Origin of the sequence: Flavobacterium sp., assembly GCF_044361015.1 — a bacterium.
Taxonomy (GTDB): domain Bacteria; phylum Bacteroidota; class Bacteroidia; order Flavobacteriales; family Flavobacteriaceae; genus Flavobacterium.
The window spans coordinates 22769-42977 of the sequence record NZ_JBIKJL010000018.1; the positions used below are offsets into that span (position 1 = coordinate 22769).

21 protein-coding genes are annotated in these 20209 nt (G+C 37.2%); 20 read left to right on the forward strand and 1 reads right to left on the reverse strand.

Annotated elements, in window-relative coordinates; translation table 11 throughout:
- Window positions 1-84 precede the first annotated feature (84 nt).
- From alaS to ACIQ2Z_RS06450, 5 genes are read left to right on the forward strand one after another with little or no spacing between them, the layout of a single operon-like run.
- Entirely contained in the window at window positions 85-2733 is a 2649-nt protein-coding gene (gene alaS / locus ACIQ2Z_RS06430; RefSeq protein ID WP_396183328.1) for an alanine--tRNA ligase, read from the forward strand.
- Between the two features lie 59 nt (window positions 2734-2792).
- On the forward strand, window positions 2793-3056 hold the full coding sequence (locus ACIQ2Z_RS06435; RefSeq protein ID WP_396183329.1) for a hypothetical protein: 264 nt from the start codon (window positions 2793-2795) through the stop codon (window positions 3054-3056).
- A complete protein-coding gene (locus tag ACIQ2Z_RS06440) occupies window positions 3046-3660 on the forward strand; it encodes a nucleotidyl transferase AbiEii/AbiGii toxin family protein (protein ID WP_396183330.1) in 615 nt (204 codons plus the stop codon). The genes ACIQ2Z_RS06435 and ACIQ2Z_RS06440 overlap by 11 nt, the downstream gene beginning before the upstream one ends.
- 10 nt (window positions 3661-3670) lie before the next feature.
- Complete coding sequence (locus ACIQ2Z_RS06445) at window positions 3671-4669, forward strand: GSCFA domain-containing protein (protein WP_396183331.1); 999 nt, start codon at window positions 3671-3673, stop codon at window positions 4667-4669.
- Window positions 4630-5322 (forward strand): DUF4230 domain-containing protein, encoded by a 693-nt coding sequence (locus ACIQ2Z_RS06450; RefSeq protein ID WP_396183332.1) that lies wholly within the window; start codon window positions 4630-4632, stop codon window positions 5320-5322. The genes ACIQ2Z_RS06445 and ACIQ2Z_RS06450 overlap by 40 nt, the downstream gene beginning before the upstream one ends.
- A gap of 52 nt (window positions 5323-5374) precedes the next feature.
- On the opposite strand, the gene ACIQ2Z_RS06455 is transcribed toward ACIQ2Z_RS06450, so the two are convergent.
- On the reverse strand, window positions 5375-5683 hold the full coding sequence (locus ACIQ2Z_RS06455; RefSeq protein ID WP_396183333.1) for a rhodanese-like domain-containing protein: 309 nt from the start codon (window positions 5681-5683) through the stop codon (window positions 5375-5377).
- 97 nt (window positions 5684-5780) lie between these two features.
- Between ACIQ2Z_RS06455 and ACIQ2Z_RS06460 the strand changes: the two genes are divergently transcribed.
- The 15 genes from ACIQ2Z_RS06460 to ACIQ2Z_RS06530 form a co-directional block, all read left to right on the forward strand.
- Window positions 5781-6356, forward strand: coding sequence for a TetR/AcrR family transcriptional regulator (locus tag ACIQ2Z_RS06460; RefSeq protein WP_396174705.1), 576 nt, complete (start codon window positions 5781-5783; stop codon window positions 6354-6356).
- A 111-nt stretch (window positions 6357-6467) separates the two neighbouring features.
- Window positions 6468-7541, forward strand: coding sequence for a 1,2-phenylacetyl-CoA epoxidase subunit PaaE (paaE, locus tag ACIQ2Z_RS06465; protein WP_396183334.1), 1074 nt, complete (start codon window positions 6468-6470; stop codon window positions 7539-7541).
- An 87-nt stretch (window positions 7542-7628) separates the two neighbouring features.
- Entirely contained in the window at window positions 7629-8585 is a 957-nt protein-coding gene (gene paaA, locus ACIQ2Z_RS06470) for a 1,2-phenylacetyl-CoA epoxidase subunit PaaA (protein WP_396183335.1), read from the forward strand.
- Window positions 8586-8669: 84 nt separating this feature from the next.
- Window positions 8670-8951: a 1,2-phenylacetyl-CoA epoxidase subunit PaaB gene (gene paaB, locus ACIQ2Z_RS06475; protein WP_396174698.1), complete on the forward strand. Its 282-nt coding sequence runs from the start codon at window positions 8670-8672 to the stop codon at window positions 8949-8951.
- A 1-nt stretch (window position 8952) separates the two neighbouring features.
- Window positions 8953-9705, forward strand: coding sequence for a 1,2-phenylacetyl-CoA epoxidase subunit PaaC (gene paaC / locus ACIQ2Z_RS06480; RefSeq protein WP_396174696.1), 753 nt, complete (start codon window positions 8953-8955; stop codon window positions 9703-9705).
- Between the two features lie 50 nt (window positions 9706-9755).
- Window positions 9756-10256 (forward strand): 1,2-phenylacetyl-CoA epoxidase subunit PaaD, encoded by a 501-nt coding sequence (gene paaD, locus ACIQ2Z_RS06485; RefSeq protein ID WP_396174694.1) that lies wholly within the window; start codon window positions 9756-9758, stop codon window positions 10254-10256.
- A gap of 45 nt (window positions 10257-10301) precedes the next feature.
- The gene (locus ACIQ2Z_RS06490; protein WP_396183336.1) at window positions 10302-11084 is read left to right on the forward strand and encodes an enoyl-CoA hydratase-related protein; all 783 of its coding nucleotides are present in this window, start codon (window positions 10302-10304) and stop codon (window positions 11082-11084) included.
- Complete coding sequence (locus tag ACIQ2Z_RS06495) at window positions 11074-12234, forward strand: 3-hydroxyacyl-CoA dehydrogenase NAD-binding domain-containing protein (protein ID WP_396183337.1); 1161 nt, start codon at window positions 11074-11076, stop codon at window positions 12232-12234. The genes ACIQ2Z_RS06490 and ACIQ2Z_RS06495 overlap by 11 nt, the downstream gene beginning before the upstream one ends.
- Window positions 12235-12290: 56 nt before the next feature.
- The gene (locus ACIQ2Z_RS06500) at window positions 12291-12701 is read left to right on the forward strand and encodes a PaaI family thioesterase (protein WP_396174688.1); all 411 of its coding nucleotides are present in this window, start codon (window positions 12291-12293) and stop codon (window positions 12699-12701) included.
- A 35-nt stretch (window positions 12702-12736) separates the two neighbouring features.
- Entirely contained in the window at window positions 12737-13999 is a 1263-nt protein-coding gene (pcaF, locus tag ACIQ2Z_RS06505; RefSeq protein WP_396183338.1) for a 3-oxoadipyl-CoA thiolase, read from the forward strand.
- A gap of 61 nt (window positions 14000-14060) precedes the next feature.
- Window positions 14061-16556: a phenylacetic acid degradation bifunctional protein PaaZ gene (gene paaZ, locus ACIQ2Z_RS06510; RefSeq protein WP_396183339.1), complete on the forward strand. Its 2496-nt coding sequence runs from the start codon at window positions 14061-14063 to the stop codon at window positions 16554-16556.
- Window positions 16557-16620: 64 nt separating this feature from the next.
- Complete coding sequence (locus ACIQ2Z_RS06515; RefSeq protein ID WP_396183340.1) at window positions 16621-17373, forward strand: enoyl-CoA hydratase/isomerase family protein; 753 nt, start codon at window positions 16621-16623, stop codon at window positions 17371-17373.
- A 42-nt stretch (window positions 17374-17415) separates the two neighbouring features.
- The gene (locus ACIQ2Z_RS06520; protein WP_396183341.1) at window positions 17416-18012 is read left to right on the forward strand and encodes a transferase hexapeptide repeat family protein; all 597 of its coding nucleotides are present in this window, start codon (window positions 17416-17418) and stop codon (window positions 18010-18012) included.
- A gap of 73 nt (window positions 18013-18085) precedes the next feature.
- Window positions 18086-19369 carry a dihydrolipoamide acetyltransferase family protein gene (locus tag ACIQ2Z_RS06525; protein WP_396183342.1) on the forward strand — a complete coding sequence of 428 codons (1284 nt, stop codon included), beginning with the start codon at window positions 18086-18088 and terminating at the stop codon, window positions 19367-19369.
- Between the two features lie 4 nt (window positions 19370-19373).
- On the forward strand, window positions 19374-20209 hold an 836-nt coding region (locus tag ACIQ2Z_RS06530), incomplete at its 3' end, for a branched-chain amino acid aminotransferase (RefSeq protein ID WP_396183343.1).

A 20209-nucleotide genomic window follows, 5' to 3' on the forward strand; every position in this document is an offset into this window, starting at 1 on the left:
AATTTAATTTTCTTGTTTCAATCAATATTTGATTCATTTACACATTTAACTTTTGACTTTTAAACATTGAACCCTATTATCAAAATGAAATCACAAGATATTCGCAAGCAGTTTCTGCAGTTTTTTGAAAGTAAAGGACATTTAATTGTTCCTTCCGCTCCAATCGTTCTAAAAGATGATCCAACCTTGATGTTTAACAATTCGGGCATGGCTCAATTTAAAGAATATTTTTTAGGGAACGCGGAACCCAAAAGCAAACGAATTGCCGATACCCAAAAATGTTTGCGTGTTTCCGGAAAACACAACGATTTGGAAGATGTAGGTTTTGACACCTACCATCACACCATGTTTGAAATGTTAGGAAACTGGTCATTTGGTGATTATTTTAAAAAAGAAGCCATTCATTGGGCTTGGGAATTGTTGACCGAGGTTTATAAAATTCCAAAAGAGAATCTTTATGTATCCGTTTTTGAAGGAAACCCTGATGAAAATGTACCCTTTGATCAAGAAGCATGGGATATCTGGAAATCATTAATTGATGAAGACCGAATTATTTTAGGTAACAAAAAAGATAATTTCTGGGAAATGGGTGATCAAGGACCGTGTGGACCTTGTTCGGAAATTCACGTCGACTTACGTTCGCCGGAAGAAAAAGCAAAAGTTTCCGGAAAAAGTTTAGTGAATAATGATCATCCGCAAGTGGTTGAAATTTGGAACAATGTATTTATGGAGTTCAACCGAAAAGCCGACGGTTCCTTAGAAAAGTTACCTGCTCAACATGTGGATACCGGTATGGGTTTTGAACGTTTGTGTATGGCTTTGCAAGGGAAAACATCTAATTATGACACCGATGTTTTTACACCATTGATTGAAAAAGTGGAACTAATTACAAGGTTAAAATATACTTCTAACGAAGTTAAAAATATATCAGAAGAACAAAACAAAACTAACATTGCTATTCGTGTAATTGTAGACCATGTTCGTGCTGTAGCTTTTGCGATTGCGGATGGGCAATTGCCTTCGAACACCGGAGCAGGTTATGTTATTCGTAGAATTTTACGTAGAGCGATTCGTTACGGATATTCCTTTCTAAATACAAGCGAACCTTTTATTTACGAGTTAGTAGATGTATTAGCAAATCAAATGGGAGAATTTTTTCCAGAAATTAAAAAGCAACAACAATTGGTTGCCAATGTGATTCGAGAAGAAGAAGCTTCATTTTTAAGAACTTTGGAGCAAGGTTTAGAATTGCTTGAGGAAGTGATTACCACTACTACAACCACTACTAAATCTAATGAAGTTTCAGGAACTAGAGCATTTGAATTATATGATACTTTCGGATTTCCAAAAGATTTGACAGCATTAATTTTGAAAGAAAAAGGTATGTCTTTCAATGAAAATGAGTTTAATACATCAATGCAGGAACAAAAAGCACGTTCTCGTGCCGCTTCTGAAGTCTCAACTGAAGATTGGTCAGTTTTAGTTCCTGGAAATGTTGAAACATTCGTTGGTTACGACAAAACCGAAAATGAAGTTAAAATCACGCGAATCCGTAAAGTAGATTCTAAAAAAGACGGAATTTTATATCAAATCGTTTTAGATGCAACTCCGTTTTACCCCGAAGGTGGCGGACAAGTAGGCGATAAGGGAACTTTAATTTCAGCCAATGAAACCATAGAAATTATCGACACCAAAAAAGAAAATAACTTGATTTTGCATTTCACAAAGCAACTTCCTGAAAATCTTAACGCTGCTTTTGTGGCGAAAGTGAATACCGATTTACGCACATCCACATCCAAAAATCATTCCGCTACGCATTTGATGCATTTGGCTTTGCGAACCATTTTAGGAACGCACGTAGAGCAAAAAGGGTCATTGGTCAATCCGAATTATTTGCGTTTTGATTTTTCGCATTTTTCAAAAGTTTCGGATAACGAAATAAAGCAAGTGGAAGACTTCGTGAATCAACAAATTGAAGAGCAATTACAACTGGTTGAACACCGAAATATTCCGATTCAGAAAGCATTGGAGCAAGGTGCAATGGCTTTGTTTGGAGAAAAATATGGCGATTCTGTACGTATGATAGAATTTGGAGAAAGCAAAGAATTATGTGGTGGAATTCACGTGAAAAACACAGCAGACATTTGGCATTTCAAAATTATTTCTGAAGGTGCTGTGGCTGCCGGAATTCGTAGAATCGAAGCGATTACCGGTGATGCGGTGAAAGACTTTTACAATAATCAAGAAAACACTTTAGCAGATCTAAAAGAAACTTTAAAAAATCCGCAAGATATATTAAAATCGGTGGTTTCATTACAAGACGATAATGCCAAATTGAAAAAACAAATTGAGCAATTATTACGTGAAAAAGCAAAAAATTTAAAAAGCGAATTGGCTTTAGAATTACAAGAAGTTAATGGCATAAAATTCTTAGCCAAGCAAGTCGATTTGAATCCGGAAGGAGCAAAAGATTTGGCTTATGAATTAGGTAATTTAGGCGATAACTTATTTTTAGTTTTGGCTACAGCCGATGAAAATAAACCGATGTTAACCTGTTATATTTCGAAAGAATTAGTGGCTTCAAAAAACTTAAATGCCGGACAAGTTGTTCGCGAATTAGGGAAATACATTCAAGGAGGCGGTGGCGGACAGCCGTTTTTTGCAACGGCCGGAGGGAAAAATGTGGAGGGAATTAAAGAGGCTTTGGAGAAGGCAGTAGATTTTGTGAAATAATTTATAGGATTGAACATCCTATTTTAGATTCTTTTAATTTTTTTGATTACATTTAAACCATGACAAGAGCCCAATTCATAGAAAAAAATGAGCATCTTTTTTGGTATATCAAGAAGGAAGCAATTCCCAAAATCAGCAATGAAGTTTTGGTGGAGTTTATATTTAACTATGGCACTTGGGAAGATGTAAAAGAGTTGATTAAAATCATCGGATTTCAGGAATTGAAGCGAGTTTATAATGAAATTACAGATAGAAAAGTGGGGAATTATATTCCAGAAATGTTAGACTTAATGGGCAGAATTACAAATAAATATGCATCTTGAAATTTTAAGTAGCGAACAACTAGAACTTCTTCCAATTTTAGCTCAATTTAAAAGAGAATATTATTTGGTCGGAGGAACTGCCATTGCACTGCATATCGGGCATAGAGAATCGATTGATTTTGATTTGTTTAAGGCTAGTTCAATTCGAAAAAAAGATCTTTATTCAAAACTTAAAAATCTGGATTATAAGGTATCATTTGCCGATTATAATCAGGTAAATATGAACGCAAAGGGTGTTAAGATTACTTTTTTTTCATTTCCATATAAAGTTCCTGTTACATGTGAGTTAAATAAAGCTTTAAAATTTCCCGATTTATTAACGCTGGCCGCAATGAAAGCTTTTGCTTTAGGCCGCAGAGCCAAATGGAAAGATTATGTGGATTTATATTTTATTTTAAAATTTCATTTCACTTTAAAAGAAGTTTCACAAAAGGCAAATGAAATTTTTAAAGACGAATTTATAGAAAAGCAATTCATCGCTCAACTTGGCTATTTCAGCGGCATAAATTATGCAGAAGAAGTTACCTATTTAATTCCGAATCCGCCAACAGAACAAGAGATTCAATCATTTTTAATCGATGTGAGTGTTTCTGGATTAGAATAATTTTATTTCAATGAATTTCAGAACCCAAATACCCATTTCTACAAGTAATCTTCCAATTGATTACCATTCCAGAGTGGTGTCGTTGGGTTCTTGTTTTGCAGAAAACATTGCGTTAAAATTTGATTACTTCAAGTTTCAAAATAGTGTCAATCCTTTCGGAATTATTTACAACCCGGTTTCCATTGAAAAAATAATCGAACGCGTTGTTCAGAAAAATAAGTTTACCGAAAAAGACGTTTTTTATCACAACGATTTGTGGCAATGTTTCGAGGTTCATTCTGAATGGAGTCAGCCCAATCAAGAAGTGTTTTTGAATACACTAAATATGTTAATCGATTCAACTTATTTAGAAATAAAAGAAGCCTCTCATGTTGTAATCACTTACGGAACCTCATGGATTTATAAATCAATTGCATCGCAATCGATTGTAGCCAATTGTCATAAAGTGCCACAAAAAGCATTTCAAAAAGAATTATTATCCATAGAGATTATTGAAGAGTCCATTCAAAATACCATTGCATTAATTCAATCAATCAATCCAAAAGTTCAATTCATTTTCACCATTTCGCCGGTACGTCATTTAAAAGACGGTTTTGTTGAAAACCAACGAAGTAAAGCACATTTAATTGCAGCCATACATCAAGTGCTGCAAGTTCCCCCTTCGGGGGCGGAGGGGGCTTATTTCCCCAGCTACGAAATCACCATGGACGAACTTCGGGATTACCGATTTTATTCCGAAGACATGTTGCATCCCAATCAAATAGCAATTGATTATATTTGGGAACGTTTTGTTCAATCACATATTAGTGAAGATGCTTATTCATTGATGGAGGAAGTTAGTGGCATTCAAAAATCACTTTTACATAAGCCTTTTAATCCGGAATCAGAAATTCATCAAACGTTTGTAAAACAATTGCAACAAAAAATCAATCAGATTCAAAAAAAGTATCCATTTATACAATTCAACTCATGGCAACCCGAAAAAATCAATCCACAGAAACACAAATAAAAAATGTTTTAGTACCCTTTATTCAAGCTATCGGTCGCTCCGGAAAATTAATTTACATCGTTATTATTGGCGTTGTTTTGTATTTTGGGTATCAATATTTTACACGTTCCTCCAATACTTCCACTTTAGAATACAATTCGGCTTTGATTGAAAAGCAACTCAAAAACGTTTCCAAATTAGTTGTTACAGAGGGTCATTATTCGCAGGTTATGACCTATAAAGACCAGAAAAACTATTTCATGGACATGGTTTCTTTTGAAAAAAAGGCCTTGATGGTGGTGAATGCGGATGTGACAGTTTCGTATGATTTGAGTCAGATAAAATATGATATCAATGAAACGACTAAAACCATTACCATTAAAAATATTCCTGAGGCTGAAATGAAAATAAGTCCCGATGTGCATTTTTACAGTATTGATGAAAGTTATTTTAATCCTTTTGGAACAGCTGATTACAACAAAATTAATAAAAAGGTAAAAGCAGAAATTGCCAAAAAAATGGAGAAGTCAAAGTTGAAAACCAATGCAGAGAATCGATTAATCAGCGAGCTTTCTAAAATATTGATTTTGACCAACACCATGGACTGGACCTTACAGTACAATGGTGAAGTCATTCAGACTCAAACGGCTTTAAAAGGAAAACTTAAAACATAAAAAAACGGCCTCAATTGAAGCCGTTCGGGGAAAAACTCACTTTCCTTATGAATTATAATTTGTTTTCCAAACTTTGCCAACCGCCACCATTCATCACTTCAATGCTGTTGCTTTTTAAAATACCTGCAGCCTGACTGCTTCGCATCCCACTTTGGCAACAAACAATTACCGGTTTATTCCATTTTTTAATTTCATTAATCTTCGTTGAAATGATGTTCAACGGAATATTTTTCGAGTTTTTAATATGACCTTGTTGAAATTCTCCCGGAGTTCTTACGTCAATAATCACTGCTCCTCTGTCTGTAAAGTCTTTAACACTTTCGGTTTTAGAACCAAAACCTAATAAATCTAATAATCCCATATTTTTTCAATTTTATGGTACAAAGATACTAGGAGTCAAAAGATTATTAAGTAACAAAAGTTACGCAACTGAAAATATTCTTTTATATTTGATTTTTATGAAGATTACCGATAGAAAATTAGAGATTATTACTATTGCAGCACAACTTTTTAAAGAAAAAGGGTACAGTGCGGTTACCATGCGTGACATTGCTCAAGCAATGAATATCAAAGCGGCGAGTTTGTATAACCATATCAAATCAAAGCAAGAAATACTTGTTTTAATTATTATTGAAATAGCCGAAGAATTCACCAATGTGATGAATGATATAGTTGCTTCAAAAACTACAGTGGTTAATAAAATCGAACGGGTTATTCAATTGCATATTGCTATTACCCTCAGAAATGCCGATGCTTTGGCTTGTTTGAACAATGATTGGATGCATTTAACCGATGATGAACTGCGGTATTTCATTAAAATGAGGGAAGAGTATGAAGAAAACTTCCGTAAAATTATTAGCAAAGGTGTTTTGGATGGAGAAATTAAAAGCATTAATCAAGAAGTAGTCGTTTTCTCTATTTTATCAACCCTTCGAACCATTTATTTGTGGTACGATAAAACCAAATCTTTAGATGCTAAAACACTACAAAACACTATTGCTACCGTTTTTTTAACCGGAGTTAAAAAAGTATAGTAGCACTCGGTCAACAGCTGTTAATTTTTTCAAACGTTTTCGTAACATTTGAAAAAAATGATTAAATTTGCATTGTAAACTAACAATTGTTAGTTTTTATTATTTTAAAATATGGCCAAATTTCACAGCATTAAAGTTGCAGATATTTATAAAGAAACAAAGGATTGTACAGTAATTTCCTTTGAAATTCCTGACGATTTAAAATCAGAATTTCAGTTCAAACAAGGACAGCATTTGACTTTACGAACAATGATTGACGGTAATGAAGTTCGTCGCTCTTATTCGTTGTGTTCCAGTCCGATTGAAAATAAATGGAACGTAGCTGTAAAAAAAATAAATGAAGGACTGTTTTCTACATTTGTCAATGAAAAATTACGAAAAGGAGATGTTCTTGATGTAATGGCTCCTAACGGTACTTTTTTTACCGAAATTGATCCAAAAAAAGCAAAAAATTATATTGCATTTGCTGCCGGAAGCGGCATTACACCGATACTTTCGATTATCAAAACACATTTGGCGTTAGAGCCTGAATCGACTTTTAAATTGTTTTATTTGAATAGGACTGTTAAGTCAATTGTTTTTAAAGAGGAAATTGAGCAATTAAAGAATGTGTATTTTAATCGATTTGAAATTTTTCATTTTTTAACGAAAGAACATCGTCCGGCAGAATTATTCAATGGCAGATTTTCTAAAGAGAAAATGAAAGTTATTACCGATAAACTGGTAGATGTTTCGTCTATTGATGCCTGTTTCATTTGCGGACCTGAAGAAATGATTTATTTGCTTCGCGATGAATTGACTGAAGCAGGTTTAGCTAAAGATAAAATTCATTATGAATTGTTTACTTCCGGTATTTCTGAAGCAGACAAACAACGCATTTCTAAAATTATAGAGAAAAAAGTAGAAGGAACCGAAGTAACTATTATCGATGGTGGTAAAGAGTTCCATTTTGTGATGGGTGATGATTTTGATAATATTTTAGACGGAGCTTTGGCTGCAGGAGCCGATTTACCTTTTGCCTGTAAAGGAGGCGTTTGTAGTACCTGTCGTTGCCAAGTGGTTGAAGGAACCGCTGAAATGAAACTCAATTATTCATTAGAAGAAGAGGAATTGGCCAAAAATTATATTTTAAGTTGTCAAGCCGTACCAACCTCCAAAAAAGTGGTGGTTGATTTCGGGATTTAAAAATTAAAAAAAATGTTTAACAGTTCAACGTTACTGCTAAGTAAAAACTCAATACTAAGACTGAACACTGAACACTATTTTAAAGATATGTCTGAGAGAGAAGTAAAAAGTTTAGAAGAAATTTTCGAAGCTCGTATTGCAAGAGACGAAAAAATTGAAGCCAAAGATTGGATGCCGGAGAAATATCGATTGACACACATCCGTCAGATTTCACAACACGCCCATTCCGAAATAGTGGGAATGTTACCGGAAGCTAACTGGATTACCCGAGCTCCCTCACTTCGAAGAAAAGTGGCATTATTAGCCAAAATTCAAGACGAAGGCGGTCATGGTTTGTATTTGTACAGTGCCGCAGAAACGTTAGGCATTTCACGTGAAGAAATGTATGAACAATTGCACACGGGTGTTGCAAAATATTCCAGTATTTTTAACTATCCTGCGGTTACGTGGGCTGATATGGGAACAGTAGGATGGCTAGTTGATGGTGCCGCAATTATCAATCAAGTGGCATTGATGGGTGCTTCATACGGTCCGTATTCACGAGCAATGGTTCGTATTTGCAAAGAAGAGAGTTTTCATCAACGTCAAGGGTATGAAATTCTTTTAACGCTTTGCAACGGAACTCCGGAACAAAAAGAAATGGCACAAGACGCTTTGAATCGATGGTGGTGGCCTTCTTTAATGATGTTTGGACCCAAAGATGCCGATTCACCTAACACGGAGCAATCGGTAAAGTGGAAACTAAAACGCAAAACCAATGACGAATTGCGTCAGCAGTTTATTGATCAAACCGTTCCTCAAGCTGATATTTTAGGCTTAACCATTCCGGACCCAAAACTAAAATGGAATCCCGAAACAAAACAGTACGATTGGGGTGAAATCGATTGGAATGAGTTTTGGCAGGTGGTCAAAGGTCAAGGACCTTGCAATAAGCAGCGAGTTGAAGCACGAAAAACCGCTTGGGAAAGAGGAACATGGGTTCGTGATGCCGCGATGGCTTATGCTGAAAAACAAGAAAATAAAGTAGTAAAAGAAGCAATATAATTCAGTATTCAGTAAGCAGTTATTAGTTCGCAGATTTAAACTGAATACTCATAGCTGAACACTGAACACTAAACACTGAGCACTATGAAAAACTGGCCACTTTGGGAAGTATTTATACGAAGTAAAAATGGATTAGAACACCGTCATTGCGGTAGTCTTCATGCAAGTGATGCTACCATGGCATTGGAAAATGCACGCGATGTTTATACGCGAAGAATGGAAGGTGTGAGCATTTGGGTGGTACCGTCCAGTCAAATTACTGCTTCCAATCCGAATCAAAACGGTGAATTGTTTGAACCTGCAAAAGACAAAGCCTATCGTCATCCCACGTTTTATGAACTTCCGGATGAGTTAAAACACATGTAAAATGAAAGAAAATTTAATTCAATATATATTCGGAATTGCCGATAATTCTTTGATATTAGGGCAACGGTTGGGTGAACTTTGCGGTCACGGACCCAGTTTAGAAACGGATATTGCTCTAACTAATATCTCGTTGGATTTATTAGGTCAAACCAGAAGTTATTATCAATATGTTGCCAAAATACAAGGTGGTGATGCAACCGAAGATACCGTTGCTTTTCTAAGATTAGAACGTGAATACAAAAACGTTCTTTTGGTGGAGCAGCCTAATACTGATTTTGGGTATTCCATTGCCCGACAGTTTTTGTTTGATGTTTTTCACTTGTCTTTGTTAAACGAATTGCAAAACAGTACGGATGAAACATTGGCTGCTATTGCAAAAAAGAGCATTAAAGAAGTTTCTTATCACACCCGATTTTCATCCGATTGGATAAGAAGATTAGGTGATGGCACCGATGAAAGTCACAACAGAATCCAAACCGCTATCAACGACTTGTGGATTTTTACCGACGAATTATTTCATCAAACAGCCGCTGATCAAGCAATGGTTTCTGAAGGAGTTGGAATGGATGTAACCCTGTTAAAGAATGCCTATTATCAAAAAGTAGGTGAAGTTTTAGTAGAATCAACCCTACAAACGCCATCAATCGAATACTTCCAAAAGGGAGGAAAGCAAGGAATTCACAGTGAACATATGGGTTATATTTTAACCGAATTACAATACATGCAACGCACGTATCCAAACATGACTTGGTAATACATGATTTGTCATTCTGAACTTGTTTCAGAATCTAATAAAAACAAAATTTGACAGAACAACTGCAACATATCGACCAAAAATTGTTCGAAATTCTCGAAAGAGTTTCAGATCCGGAAATTCCGGTGTTATCAATCATGGAAATGGGTGTGGTGCGTTTAGCTAAATTAGAAAACGGAATCGTTTATGTTCAAATTACACCCACTTACAGTGGTTGTCCGGCAATGGACGTAATAGGTGATGATATCAAAAAGGCCTTTCGTGAAAAAGGATTAGAAGCTAAAGTAGAATTAGTTCTTTCACCCGCTTGGACAACCGATTGGATTACACCCAAAGGAAGAGCCGAATTAGAAAAATATGGTATTGCTTCTCCTTTGAGTGAATCAGCAGATAAGGAAGCTCTTTTGGGTAACAAAAAATTAGTAAAATGTCCGCAATGTGGTTCATTGAATACTAAATTAGTCAGTCAGTTTGGTTCAACAGCCTGCAAAGCATTATTCCAATGCGAAGATTGTTTAGAGCCTTTTGACTATTTTAAATGTTTAAAATAACCTACAAAGTTTCCAAAACCTTGTAGGTTTAAATTAAAATAAGGTATGACCAATTCCATCGAATTAAAAATAATCAACAAAGTAGCCTTCATTCACTTGAATCGTCCCGACGTATTCAATAGTTTCAACCGTGAAATGGCTTTGTTATTACAAAAAAAATTAGCGGACTGTTCAACAGATAACTCCGTTCGAGCCATCGTCATTACCGGAAATGGAAAAGCTTTTTGTGCCGGACAAGATTTAAAAGAAGTCACTGATCCCGATTTAAACCCCGGTTTCAGAAAAATTTTGGAAGAACATTACAATCCAATTATCCAATTAATTAGAACGATTGAAAAACCAATTATAGCGGCTGTTAATGGTGTGGCAGCCGGAGCCGGAGCCAATATTGCCTTAGCATGTGATATTGTTTTAGCTGCTGAAAATGCTTCTTTTATTCAAGCGTTTAGCAAAATCGGATTAATTCCGGATAGTGCCGGAACCTTTTTCTTACCCCGATTAATTGGATTTCAAAAAGCTTCCGCTTTAATGATGTTAGGTGACAAAGTTTCTGCTATTGATGCAGAGAAATTAGGAATGGTTTATAAAGTAATTGCATCGGAATTTTTCACAGAAGAAGTAACCAAATTAGCCGAAACGTTAGCCGAAATGCCAACGAAAGCCATCGGTTTGACCAAACGATTATTGAATCAATCGATGACAAATAATTTAGAACAACAATTGGCTTTAGAATCAGATTTACAAATTGAAGCCAGCTCATCTAACGATTATAAAGAAGGCGTCACTGCTTTCGTTGAAAAAAGAAAACCCGAATTCAATGGAAACTAATTTGAAAGTAGCGATTATTGGATGTGGCACAATGGGTAGCGGCATTGCTCAAGTAGCAGCTACCGCAGGTTGCGAAGTGAAAATTTATGACAGAAACTCTAGTGCACTTGAAAAAAGCAAAGCATCATTAGAAGTTACCTTATCTAAATTGGTCGAAAAAGCAAAAATTGATGAGGTTGAAAAAAACAGAATTAGCAATGCTATATCTTACACAACCACATTTTCTGAATTATCACATTCCGATTTAGTGATTGAAGCAATTGTTGAAAATTTAGATATCAAAAGAAAACTCTTTTCAAAATTAGAAAATTATGTTTCACCCGAAACGATTTTAGCTTCCAACACCTCTTCTTTATCAATCGCATCAATAGCCGCTTCGTGTCAAAAACCGGATCGCGTAATTGGTATTCATTTCTTTAATCCTGCCCCATTGATGCAGTTAGTTGAAGTCATTCCTGCCGTTCAAACTAGTCAAGAAGTGATAGAACAAACCGTTCAAACCATCACCGAATGGAAAAAAGTAGTTGCCATTGCAAAAGATACGCCCGGATTTATAGTTAATCGAGTGGCAAGACCTTTTTATAGCGAAGCCTTGCGAATTTATGAAGAAGGAAAAGCAGATTTTGCTACCATCGATTGGGCAATGAAAACCATTGGTGGCTTTCGAATGGGACCATTTGAATTGATGGATTTTATAGGTAACGATGTTAATTATACCGTAACTGAAACAGTATTTACGGCTTTCTATTTTGACCCAAGATACAAACCGTCTTTCACCCAAAAGCGACTTTCAGAAGCCGGTTTTTTTGGCAGAAAAACAGGAAGGGGTTTCTATAATTATAATGCAGAATTACCAAAACCAACCGAAGATAACTCACTGGGACAATACATCGTTGACAGAATTTTAGTGATGCTCATCAACGAAGCATCCGAAGCATCCTTTTTAAATATCGCCTCTGCAAATGATATAGACAACGCCATGACCAAAGGAGTGAATTATCCTAAAGGTCTATTGTCTTGGGCAGACGAAAAAGGAATTTCGTGGTGTGTCGAAAAAATAGACGAACTCTATCAAGAATACCACGAAGATCGCTACCGTTGTAGCCCAATTTTAAGAAAAATGAACAGAGAAAATAAAAGATTTTATTAACCCAATTTATTCACACCTTGTCTCCCTCTGCTTTGGAGAGGGTCGGGGAGAGGAAAATGAAACCAAACGAAATTATAAATAAAATGTTCCAAAATGATGCTTTCAGCCAATGGCTCGGTATCAGCATAGAATCCGTTTCACCGGGTTCCTGCACGCTTTCTATGACCATTCGCAAAGAAATGACCAATGGTTTTGGTATAGCTCACGGTGGAATCACGTATTCATTGGCCGATAGTGCTTTGGCTTTTGCGGCCAATTCACATGGTCGCCAATCGGTGAGCATTGATACATCCATCAATCACATAGAAACGTTGAGAGAAGGTGATAAAATTATCGCTATTACCACTGAAAATGCCTTAAAAAACAAGTTTGGTTTTTACACGATTGAGATAAAAAAAGAAGAAAAAATAGTCGCACTTTTCAAAGGAACTGTGTTCCGAAGTGAGAAAGAGTGGAAAGCCCCCTAACCCCCTAAGGGGGAAAACAAAAAAGTTAAAACCTTATGGAGAATTCAGAAAAAAAATTACCGCAACAAACTTCAGTTCCCCCTTCGGGGGTTAGGGGGCAGGCATACATCATAGACGGAGTCCGCACTCCAATCGGAAGTTATCAAGGAACCTTATCAACCATCAGACCCGATGATTTAGGAGCTTTGGTAATTAAAACGGTTATAGAAAAGAATCCAAACATTCCAAAAGAAGCCTATGACGATGTAATTATGGGTTGTGCCAATCAAGCCGGCGAAGACAACCGTAATGTAGCGAGAATGTCTTTACTTTTAGCAGGATTACCATATACAGTTCCCGGAGAAACAGTGAATCGATTGTGTAGTTCAGGTTTGTCAGCAATTATCAACGCCAGTCGTGCTATTAAGGCAGGCGACGGACACGTTTTTATTGCGGGAGGAATTGAAAATATGACTCGTGGACCTATGGTTGTTTCCAAACCATCTGCCGCTTATGGAACGGATAGTAAAATGTATGATTCCAGTTTTGGATGGCGTTTTGTTAATCCGAAAATGCATGAAATGTACGGAACGGATGCGATGGGAGAAACCGCCGAAAATTTAGTGGATTTATACAAAATTTCACGAGAAGATCAAGATAAATTTGCCTATAACAGTCAGCAAAAGGCTGCCGCTGCTCAAGAATCCGGGCGTTTGGTAAAAGAAATTGTTTCCGTTGAAATTAAGCAAAGAAAAGGCGATTCGTATTTTTTCCACAAAGACGAATTTATTAAACCGGCAACCACATTGGAAGGATTGTCAAAACTTCGTCCGGCATTCAGAAAAGACGGATCCGTAACCGCCGGAAATGCATCAGGATTAAACGATGGAGCAGCTGCAACAATTATCGCATCAGAAGAAGCAGTAAAAAAATACAACCTCAAACCACTAGCTCGAATTGTAAGTTCAGCTGTAGTAGGAGTAGAACCAAGAATCATGGGAATTGGACCGGTAGAAGCCACCAATAAAGCCTTAGCAAAAGCAGGTTTGACATTGGATCAAATTGATATAATAGAACTAAATGAAGCATTCGCTGCACAAGCATTAGCATGTACCAGAGCATGGGGAATTGCAGATAACGACCCACGATTAAATCCAAATGGAGGTTCAATTGCGATTGGCCATCCTCTTGGCGTAACAGGTACGAGAATTGCTTATTCGGCTGCTTTAGAATTGCAACTAACCGGAAAAAGATATGCATTAATTACTATGTGTATTGGCGTTGGTCAAGGCTACGCAGCCATTATAGAACGATCTTAAAAAATAAACTTAGCGAACTTAGCGATATTTCTTTGCGAGCTTTGCGGTTAAACAAAAGAATATGAACAAAACACAACATTACGTCCTCGGAAAATGGATCACCGGAATCGGCGAAGGAATTCCTTCATTCGATGCCGTTACAGGAGAATTCATCGCTTCCACAACAGTAGAAGGACTAGATATTCCTGCTATTTTGCATTACGGAAGAACCAAAGGTGGCGAAAAACTTCGTAAAATGACCTTTCAGGAGCGTGGAAATATGATCAAAAGTTTGGCAATGTATTTAACCAAACGCAAAGAACAATTCTATGAAATAAGTTACCGCACCGGGGCAACACGTGTGGATTCATGGATTGACATTGAAGGTGGTTTCGGAAATTTATTTGCCAACGCATCCTTACGAAAATTATTTCCTAACCAACCCTATCATGTAGAAGGTGATCCAATAGACTTGTCCAAAGGTGGTCGATTCATGGCTCATCACATTTTAGTTCCAAAAAAAGGAGTTGCTATTCACATCAATGCGTTCAATTTCCCGATTTGGGGAATGTTAGAAAAATGTGCTGTTAACTGGATGGCCGGAATGCCTGCAGTAGTTTTGCCAGCTCCGGTAACCGCGTATTTAACTGAAGCAGTCGTACAGGAAATCATCGCTTCAAACATACTTCCCGAAGGAGCATTACAACTCATCAGCGGAACAACCAAAAATATATTCGATACTGTTGAAAGTCAGGATGTAATCACTTTCACCGGTTCGGCAACAACAGGACGATTATTAAAAGCTCATCCGAGAATTATTCAAGAATCCGTTCCATTTACAATGGAAGCTGATTCTTTAAATGCCTCTATCTTAGGTGAAGATGCAGTTCCCGGAACACCCGAATTTGATTTGTTTATTAACCAAGCGAGAAGCGAAATTACTGTGAAATGCGGACAAAAATGTACCGCAATCCGCCGTATAATTGTGCCCGAAAAATTAATGGATGACGTCCAAATTGCTCTTGGAAAATCTTTAGACAAAGTTACCATCGGCGACCCAAGATTGAAAGAAGTTCGAATGGGAGCGTTAGTCAGTAAAGCCCAAGCGGATATGCTGAAAAATCGAGTAAACGAATTATCCAAAACTGCTTCGATAGTGTATGGTGATTTTGATACATTAAACATTATCGGTGCCAATGAAAAAGGTGCTTTTGTGAGTCCGATTGTATTGAGAGAAGACAAACCCTTTCAAAATTTATCGGTTCACGAAACAGAAGCATTCGGTCCCGTTTCAACGATAATGCCGTATAAAAATTTAGACGAAGCAATCGAATTAGCCCAAATGGGTAAGGGTTCATTGGTTTCATCCATCGTAACCAACTCCGACGAGATTGCCAAAGACTATGTGGTAAATGCCGCTTCTCACCACGGTAGAATTTTAGTCCTAAATCGAGAGAATGCCAAACAAAGCACCGGTCATGGTTCGCCATTGCCCTTGCTAGTTCACGGCGGTCCCGGGCGTGCAGGTGGAGGAGAAGAAATGGGTGGCGTTCGCGGCATCAAACATTACATGCAACGCTGTGCTATTCAAGGTTCGCCAACGACATTGACCGAAATTACCGGAATTTATCAACCGAATTCGGCTTACAAAGAAATTACACGACACCCGTTTCAGTACCATTGGGAAGATATTCAACCCGGAATGTCGCTCAAAACACACAAGCGAACGGTTACCGATACCGATATTATCAATTTTGCCAATCTAACGTGGGATCATTTTTATGCTCACACCGATATCACTTCCTTAGACGGAAGTATTTTTGAAAAACGAACTGCTCATGGTTATTTTATTTTAGCCGCTGCCGCCGGTTTATTTGTGTATCCAAATAAAGGACCGGTTGCCGCGAATTACGGACTGGAAGAGTGCCGCTTTTTAAGACCTATTTATCACAATGACACCATTTATGTTCGCTTAACTTGCAAACAGAAAATTGAACGCGATGTCGCTTCTGCCGAACATCCAAGCGGAATTGTAAAATGGTTTGTAGAGGTTTTTGATGCTGAGAATGAATTGGTTGCTGTAGCCACTATTTTAACTATGGTGCAGAAAAAACAAGAAGTTTTTGCAGAAATGACCGATGAAAAAATTGTAGAATGCCTCAATAAATTATCCGAAAATACCAAACCGCAATGGGGAATTTTAACACCGCAACACCTTTTAGAACATTTGGAACACGGTTACAGAATTATGTCGGGTGAAATTCAAGATTTTGAAATTGTAACCCCCGAAAAGATTCTGGATAAAGTGCACAATTCATTATACAATTACGATAAATTCCCAAAAGGAACCGCTTTTCCAACCATGAAAAAAGACGAATTAGAAGACCTGATTCATCCCAATTTTGAAACGGCAAAAGCTAAATTTTTCGAAGCGAGAGAAGCGTACAAAACTTTTTTTAAAGAAAATCCCGATGCCGTTCTAAAGAATATGGTTTTCGGAAATTTAAATAAATACGATTCCTATTTACTGGAACGAAAACATTTAAATCACCATTTCGAACAATTTAATATTTTATAATTGAGAATGAACTTTGCGGTCTTTGCGTAAATCTTCGCGGACTTTGCGGTTAAAAATATAGATAATGACAGAACCTTACGTAAAATACAACATACAAAATAACATCGCCACCATCGAGTTTTTTCATCCCGAACAAAATTCGTTACCAAGTGATGTCTTAAAAAAATTAGCAAACACCATCACCGAAGCAGGAAACAATCATGACATAAAAGTTATCATCCTCAAAAGTGGCGGCGACCGAACTTTTTGTGCAGGAGCCAGTTTTAAAGAACTAATTGCCATCAACGACGCCGAAACCGGAAAAGTATTCTTCTCCGGATTTGCTAATGTCATCAACGCCATGCGTAAATGTCCAAAATTCATCATCGGCCGTATTCAAGGGAAAACTGTTGGAGGCGGTGTTGGAATCGCTTCCGCAACCGATTATTGTATGGCGACCAAATTCGCTGCAATCAAACTAAGTGAACTCAATGTCGGAATCGGACCTTTTGTGGTTTCACCTGCAATTGAACGCAAAATGGGCGTCTCAGCCATGTCACAAATTGCCATTGATGCCAATACATTTTACGAAGCCAATTGGGCTAGGGAAAAAGGATTGTATGCATCTGTTTTTGAAACCATTGAAGAATTAGACGAAGCCGTGCAAAAATTTGCAGAACACCTTTGCACCTATAATCCGGAAGCAATGTTAGAAATGAAAAAGATTTTCTGGAGAGGAACAGAGGATTGGGATAATCTGTTAGCCCAAAGAGCCGCAATCAGCGGACGATTGGTTTTGTCAGATTTCACAAAAGAAAAATTAAAAAATTATCTGTAGAGAGGTTGCACTGCAACGTCTGTACGGAATTAATAAAAAAATATGATCTACGAATTCAAAGGGTTCATCCCCGTCATACACGAAAGTAGTTTTATTCATCCGCAAGCAGCGGTTACCGGTAATGTGATTATCGGTAAAAATGTGTATGTGGGTCCCGGAGCAGCAATTCGTGGCGATTGGGGCGAAATCATCATTGAAGACGGTTGTAATGTCCAGGAAAATTGTACCATTCACATGTTTCCGGGCAAATCAATGGTTTTAAAAGAAGGAGCACACATTGGTCACGGAGCAATTATTCACGGAGCCAATATTGGCAGAAATTGTTTAGTTGGTATGAACGCAGTAATAATGGATGATGTGAATGTAGGCGAGGAATGTATTATTGGAGCATTAAGTTTTATCAAAGCAGGAATGCAAATTCCTAACCGTAAATTGGTAGTGGGAAATCCAGCAATAATTATTAAAGATGTTTCCGACGAAATGATTGATTGGAAAACCAAAGGAACAGCCTTATATCAGCAATTACCGTCAGAATGTTATGAATCATTGAAAGAAGTTGAGCCATTGCGAGAAATACCTGAAAATCGTCCTATGCAAGAAGCGTTTTATAAAACATTAGAAGAATTTAAGAAAAAATAAATTTTGTTTCAAGTTTAAAGTTTCAAGTTACCGTAACCTGAAACTTTAAACTTGAAACCTGAAACAAATAAATATGTTTGAATTCAAAATGCCCAAAATGGGCGAAAGTATTTCAGAAGCCACTATCATCAATTGGACAAAAAACGTTGGTGATTATATCGAAGCGGAAGAAACTTTGCTGGAAGTTGCCACCGATAAAGTGGATAGTGAAGTGCCAGCACCGGTTTCGGGTACCATCACTGAAATACGTTTTAAAAAAGATGATGTTGTTGAAGTGGGAACTGTTTTGGCTTTGATAAGCCCCCTGGCCCCCGGAGGGGGAACTCCTGCGATTTTGGATAAAAAGGATGATAAAATAACTCAAAATAAATTTGTAGAAAACAGGGCTATATCTAGTTCTGTCTCCTCCCCTTTGGAGAGGTCGGGAGGGGCTTTTCTTTCACCCTTAATCATTTCCATCGCCCAAAAAGAAAATCTTTCCTTAGAAGAAGTACAAAGTATTCCTGGCTCTGGTTTGGATGGAAGAATACAAAAAAGTGATGTTTTCAATTATCTAAAAAGCAGAAAATATCACCTACAAAGCAAACCCACAACCGACAACCGACAACCGACAACTTTTCCAAAACCTAAAATCAATTATGTAGAAGGAAAAGACCGAATTGTAGAAATGGATCGCATGCGAAAAATGATTGCCGATCATATGGTGTATTCCAAACAAACTTCGCCACATGTAACATCCTATATTGAAGTAGATGTAACGAATTTGGTGCATTGGCGTAATAATATAAAAGATAAATTTTTCGAGAAGCACAACGAAAAACTTACGTTTACGCCCGTTTTTATTGAAGCAGTGGCAAAAGCAATTGCCGATTTTCCTATGATAAATGTTTCTGTTGACGAAAAGAATATTATCGTTCACAAAGACATAAACATTGGAATGGCAACGGCTTTACCCACTGGGAATTTAATTGTTACAGTGGTGAAAAATGCAAATGAAAAGGATGTCATTTCAATTACGAAAGAAGTAAATCTGTTAGCTGAAAATGCTCGAAGTAATAAATTAAAACCAGAAGATACGCAAGGAAGTACTTTCACCATTTCTAATGTAGGCACATTCGGAAGTTTAATGGGAACACCAATTATCAATCAACCGGAAGTGGCCATTTTGGCCTTAGGAATCATCAAAAAAAGACCGGAAGTCATCACTACTGCAAGTGGTGATGAAATAGCTATTCGCAGCATGATGTACCTTTCGTTGTCCTTTGACCACCGTGTGGTTGACGGCTATTTAGGAGGATCATTTTTAAGAAGAGTAGGGGATTATTTAGAACAATTTGATACTAATACAACATTATAAGAAAATGCGAGAAGTAATGGCAGCGATTAAAGTAACCAAAGTAGCACATTCGAAAGTTAGTGAAGTAGATTTTCATAACATAGTCATGGGAACGCGATTTACCGATCACATGTTTGTTTGCGACTATAAGAACGGTGAATGGATCAATCCTAGAGTTGAGCCTTTGCAATTAATTCCAACACATCCTGCAGCAATGGCTTTACATTACGGACAGGCTATTTTTGAAGGAATGAAAGCAACTTTAGGTAAGGAAGGCACACCTTTGTTGTTTCGTCCAAATGAAAATGCGAAGCGGTTGAATTTTAGTGCAGATCGTATGGGTATGCCTTTGTTTCCGGAAGATTTATTCGTTCAGGCTTTGCAACAATATGTAGCAATTGAAAAGAATTGGATTCCAACAGAAGAAGGGAGTGCTTTATATTTAAGACCATTTATGTATGCCGACGAACCTTTTATAGGAATGCGTGCGGCAACGAGTTTTAAATTCATAGTGATTGCATCACCTGCGGGACCTTTTTTTATGAGACCTATCAAACTTTACGCCGAAACAAAATATGTTCGTGCCGTAAATGGAGGAACTGGCGAAGCGAAAGCGGCTGGGAATTATGCTGCAGCCATTCGACCTACCGAAATAGCTAAATCAAAAGGATATGACCAAGTATTGTGGTTAGATGCTGAAAACTTTGAACAGATTCAGGAAGTCGGCACCATGAATATTTTCTTTAAAATAGGAGGAAAGTTTATCACACCCGATTTATCTGGTTGTATTTTGGCTGGAATCACACGGATGTCTGTCATTGATTTATTGAAAGACAAAGGATTTGAAGTAATTGAACGACC